The following is a 3,617-nucleotide window of genomic DNA, read 5'->3' as shown; positions in this document are numbered from 1 at the left end:
CGCCTCTCGCCGGACCGCGAGATCGAGCGTGCCGACGGCGGCCGGGTCCGGGTCGCGGAGCTGCTGCACAGCGCGCGCGGTGTCCTCATCACCACCGGCGACTCGCGCGAGGCGGCCGAGCTCGCCCAGGGCTGGGCGGACCGCGTCGACGTGGTCACCGGCGACTGGGTCCCCGCCCGGGGCCCCGCGGGCGACGACCCCGAGGCCGTCCTGCTGCGCCCCGACGGACACGTGGCCTGGACCGCGCCGGACGGCGGCAAGCTCCGCGAGGCGCTGGAGCGCTGGTTCGGCACGGAGAACTGAACGGGTGCGGACGTACGGGACGGCCGTCGCGCCCCACGAGGCGGCGGCCGTGCCCGTCACGGTCGGGGCGGTCAGTCGATTCCCCGGATGATGTTCAACTCGACGTCGTCCTCCTCCGCGCCGGCGAGCCGGAGCGGAGGAGCGACGGCGGCGAGGTCACCCGGCCGAAACTCATGATCTTCCCGGTCTTCCCTGTTCTCGTACATCTGCTCCCCCTTCGCATGGATACGAGCACGGGCTGTTCGAGGATGGCCGTGCGGGGGCGGCACGGCGAGCCGCCCGGGTTGCACACGGCCGGGATCAGGCCGCGTACAGGTCGAAGGTGGAGGTGCGGCGGGGGCCCGCGACGACGTCGAGCTGGGGGTCGACGGCGAGGATCGCCTGGTGCAGCCGCTGGAGCTGCGGCGAGGGCTCCACACCGAGGTCCTCGATGAGGCGCCCGCGCAGCTTGCGGTACACATCGAGCGCGGTGGCCTGCCGCCCGGAGCGGTAGAGGGCCACCATGGCCTGCGAGTGCAGCCCCTCGTGCTGGGGGTGACGGGCGATCAGATCGGTGAGTTCGGCGGTGAGTTCGGCGTGCCGCCCGAGACGTAAGTCGGCGTCGATGCGGCGTTCGCGCACCACCAGCCGGCTCTCCTCCAGGCGCATCACCTCGATGTCGAGGATCGGCCCGACCCGCACGTCCACCAGGGCGGGACCCTCCCACAGGTCGAGCGCGCGCCGGAAGCAGTCCGCCGCCCGCTCGTTGTGGCCCTCGTCGAACGCCAGCTGGCCCTCCGCCGCCAACTGCTCGTACGTGTGGACGTCGACCGCCTCGGACGGGATCTGGAGCAGATAGCCGCCGTAGCGGGTGGCCAGAACATCCTTGGCCGAAACATGCGCATCGGGCCCCATGGCCCCGGCCAGCCGCCGCCGCAGCTGGAGGATGTACGTCTGGAGGGTGGTCAGCGCGCTCTGCGGCAGGTCGGTGCCCCAGATCTCCTCCATCAGCGTCGGTACGGGGATGACGCGCCCGGGGTACAGGGCGAGCAGCGCGAGGATCTGACGGGGCTTGCCCGCCGTGGGAACGACGGAGACTCTGTTCACTTCGGCACTCAAGGGGCCCAGGACCTGGATTTTCACGGCTTCCTCTCGGATGGAAAAGGCGGGGGTGCGCCGGGACATCGTTGTCTCCCCCCGGGGCCTGGCCGCCGGGGGCGTGTGCGTCGGGGATCAGCTCGCGCGGGCGGCGAACCGGTCGGCGGCGGCGCTGTCGGGCACCGGCGAGCCGGGCCGGGCGGCGAGGATGGCCATCTGGAGCCGGCCGAGCGCGGCCGAGGGCTCCAGGCCCGCCCGGGCGACGAGGGTCGCGCGCAGCCGCTGGTAGGCGCCGAGCGCCTCGCTGCGCCGCCCGGAGCGGTGCAGCGCCAGCATGTACTGGCCGTGCAGCGCCTCGTGCATCGGATAGCGGCTGACCAGGACGGTCAGCTCGGAGAGCAGCTCGCGGTGGCGGCCCAGGCGCAGATCGGCCTCGATGCGCCGGTCGAGGGCGGCGAGCCGCGCCTCTTCCAGCCGTTCGGCCTCGGTGCTCAGCCGGCTGCCCTGGTGGACGCCGGTGAGGGCGGGCCCGGTCCACAGGGCGAGCGCCTCGCGCAGCAGCCGGGCGGCGCCCTCGTGGTCGCCCACGTCCATGGCGCGGTGACCGGCCGTGGCGCGCCGCTCGAACTCGCGGAAGTCCACGGTGCCCTCGCCGTCCTCGGTCTCCAGGCGGTAGCCGCCGGGCAGGGTGACGAGGACGTCCTTGGGGCTGCGGCGCTCGCCGTCCCGGCGGGCCAGCGCCTCGCCGATCAGCTCGCGGAGCTGCATCACATACGTCTGCACGGTGGTACGGGCACTGCGCGGCGGGGTGTCGTCCCAGAGTTCTTCTGCCAGCGTCGCCAGCGGCACCACCTGGTCGGAGTGGAGCGCGAGGAGGGCCAGCACCTGCCGCGGCTTCGGGGCAGTGGGCGCGATCGATAACCCGTTCTTCCGCACCGACAGTGCACCCAGCACTTCGATGTCCATGTTTCTCCCCAGAGTCGGGAAATACGGGGGGTAAGGGTATTCGGGTCGGAAGTGTCCGCGCGGCTGGCAGGCCTCGGCGGCAACCCGCTTTGATCATGTGCCCGAACCCACCCGTCGCGGCAAGCCCGTCTGTGGCCGATCTGACGTACCTGTCAAAGAACTGACGGCGGTGTCAAAATCCTGTAGCAATCGCGAATTGGGCTCGGATTGAAGCCACTCGACTCTGGGTAAAGAACCGCCGGATGTGGCGGATTTTCCGGGCTCTGCGCCCCGCCCCCGCCCTGCTCCCGCTCCCGCGCCCACCCCGTACTTCTGGTGCCCCGGGATCCGGATCTTACGCCGTCCTTAGGCAAGCGCCCAGCGCACAGACGTGCCCACCGCTCCGATGTGGCGTGGGTCACACCCGGCACCCGTCACATTCACGCGCCACGTTTCGTCATAGCTGTGACGGAGGAAGCCGACCGGTGTGGATGTTCTGGCAGGGCCGGTCGGCGTCCGACGTCGCGGTTTTCCGTGTGAAGTGTTCGGCGTTTACGTGAATCTTTTTGAGGAGAGCAAATCATGACTGCTCGGGCCAAGCACCCTGCTTTTGTCGTTCCCGGTGCCATTGACGCTCTGGTGGCGCTGGGAAAGGCCAGCAAGGAAGTCCCCGGCGTCGATGTGAAACTGCTTGAGCTGCTGCATCTGCGGGCGAGCCAGATCAACGGCGACGGCGCCAACGCGGACCGTCACCCGCGTCTGGCCAAGGCCGCCGGCGAGACCTCGGACGAGCGCCTGTTCGCCGTGGCCGCCTGGCGCAACACCCCGTACTTCACGGACGCCGAGCGCGCTGCCCTGGCGCTCGCCGAGGCCGTGACCCGCCTCGCGGACCGTGAGGACGCGGTCTCGGACGAGGTGTGGAACGACGCGGCCAAGCACTTCAACGAGCAGCAGCTCGCGGCGATCGTCCTCTCGGTCGCCACCGCGAACCTGTGGAACCGTCTGCACGTGGCCATCGGCCAGGTTGCCGACCCCAACAGCTGATCACCCCCGTACAGCTGCTGGTGCCGGCCGGCACCCCCGACGGCCGGCGGTCGGGCGGACGGCTCGACGGCGGACGGCCCGTTCACCGCAAGGACGTTGCGGTGAACGGGCCGTTTTGTGTGCCGGAGAGGCGTGAGGGAAGCAAGGGGGGCGGGGGGGGGGGGGGGGGGGGGGGGGGGGGGGGGGGGGGGGGGGGGGGGGGGGGGGGAGGGCGGACGTGATAGTCGGTGTGGCTGGGGGGGGGGCGA

The 3,617-nt window shown here is 71.5% G+C and carries 5 protein-coding genes; 2 read left to right on the top strand and 3 right to left on the bottom strand.

Annotation, left to right across the window (positions count from 1 at the left end; all coding sequences use genetic code 11):
• A partial coding sequence (locus tag ACZ5ID_RS13370; RefSeq protein ID WP_468896914.1) for an aromatic-ring hydroxylase C-terminal domain-containing protein occupies positions 1 to 303 on the top strand: 303 nt, incomplete at its 5' end.
• A gap of 71 nt (positions 304 to 374) precedes the next feature.
• On the opposite strand, the gene ACZ5ID_RS13365 is transcribed toward ACZ5ID_RS13370, so the two are convergent.
• The 3 genes from ACZ5ID_RS13365 to ACZ5ID_RS13355 all read right to left on the bottom strand — a co-directional run bounded on the left by ACZ5ID_RS13365 (position 375) and on the right by ACZ5ID_RS13355 (position 2,346).
• Complete coding sequence (locus ACZ5ID_RS13365) at positions 375 to 509, bottom strand: hypothetical protein (RefSeq protein WP_406553943.1); 135 nt, start codon at positions 507 to 509, stop codon at positions 375 to 377.
• A gap of 94 nt (positions 510 to 603) precedes the next feature.
• Complete coding sequence (locus tag ACZ5ID_RS13360; protein ID WP_468896912.1) at positions 604 to 1,425, bottom strand: AfsR/SARP family transcriptional regulator; 822 nt, start codon at positions 1,423 to 1,425, stop codon at positions 604 to 606.
• A 90-nt stretch (positions 1,426 to 1,515) separates the two neighbouring features.
• A complete protein-coding gene (locus ACZ5ID_RS13355) occupies positions 1,516 to 2,346 on the bottom strand; it encodes an AfsR/SARP family transcriptional regulator (RefSeq protein WP_468896910.1) in 831 nt (276 codons plus the stop codon).
• Positions 2,347 to 2,907: 561 nt separating this feature from the next.
• On the opposite strand from ACZ5ID_RS13355, the gene ACZ5ID_RS13350 reads away from it, so the two are divergent.
• A complete protein-coding gene (locus ACZ5ID_RS13350; protein WP_283141628.1) occupies positions 2,908 to 3,369 on the top strand; it encodes a carboxymuconolactone decarboxylase family protein in 462 nt (153 codons plus the stop codon).
• Positions 3,370 to 3,617: the final 248 nt, after the last annotated feature.

Source organism: Streptomyces sp. NPDC031670 (genome assembly GCF_055580545.1).
This window is presented reverse-complemented; position numbering and strand designations above follow the sequence as displayed.

Coding starts and splice junctions, on each gene's coding strand:
- ACZ5ID_RS13365 (WP_406553943.1), bottom strand. CDS start 509: ATGTACGAGAACAGGGAAGACCGGGAAGATCATGAGTTTCGGCCGGGT.
- ACZ5ID_RS13355 (WP_468896910.1), bottom strand. CDS start 2,346: ATGGACATCGAAGTGCTGGGTGCACTGTCGGTGCGGAAGAACGGGTTA.
- ACZ5ID_RS13350 (WP_283141628.1), top strand. CDS start 2,908: ATGACTGCTCGGGCCAAGCACCCTGCTTTTGTCGTTCCCGGTGCCATT.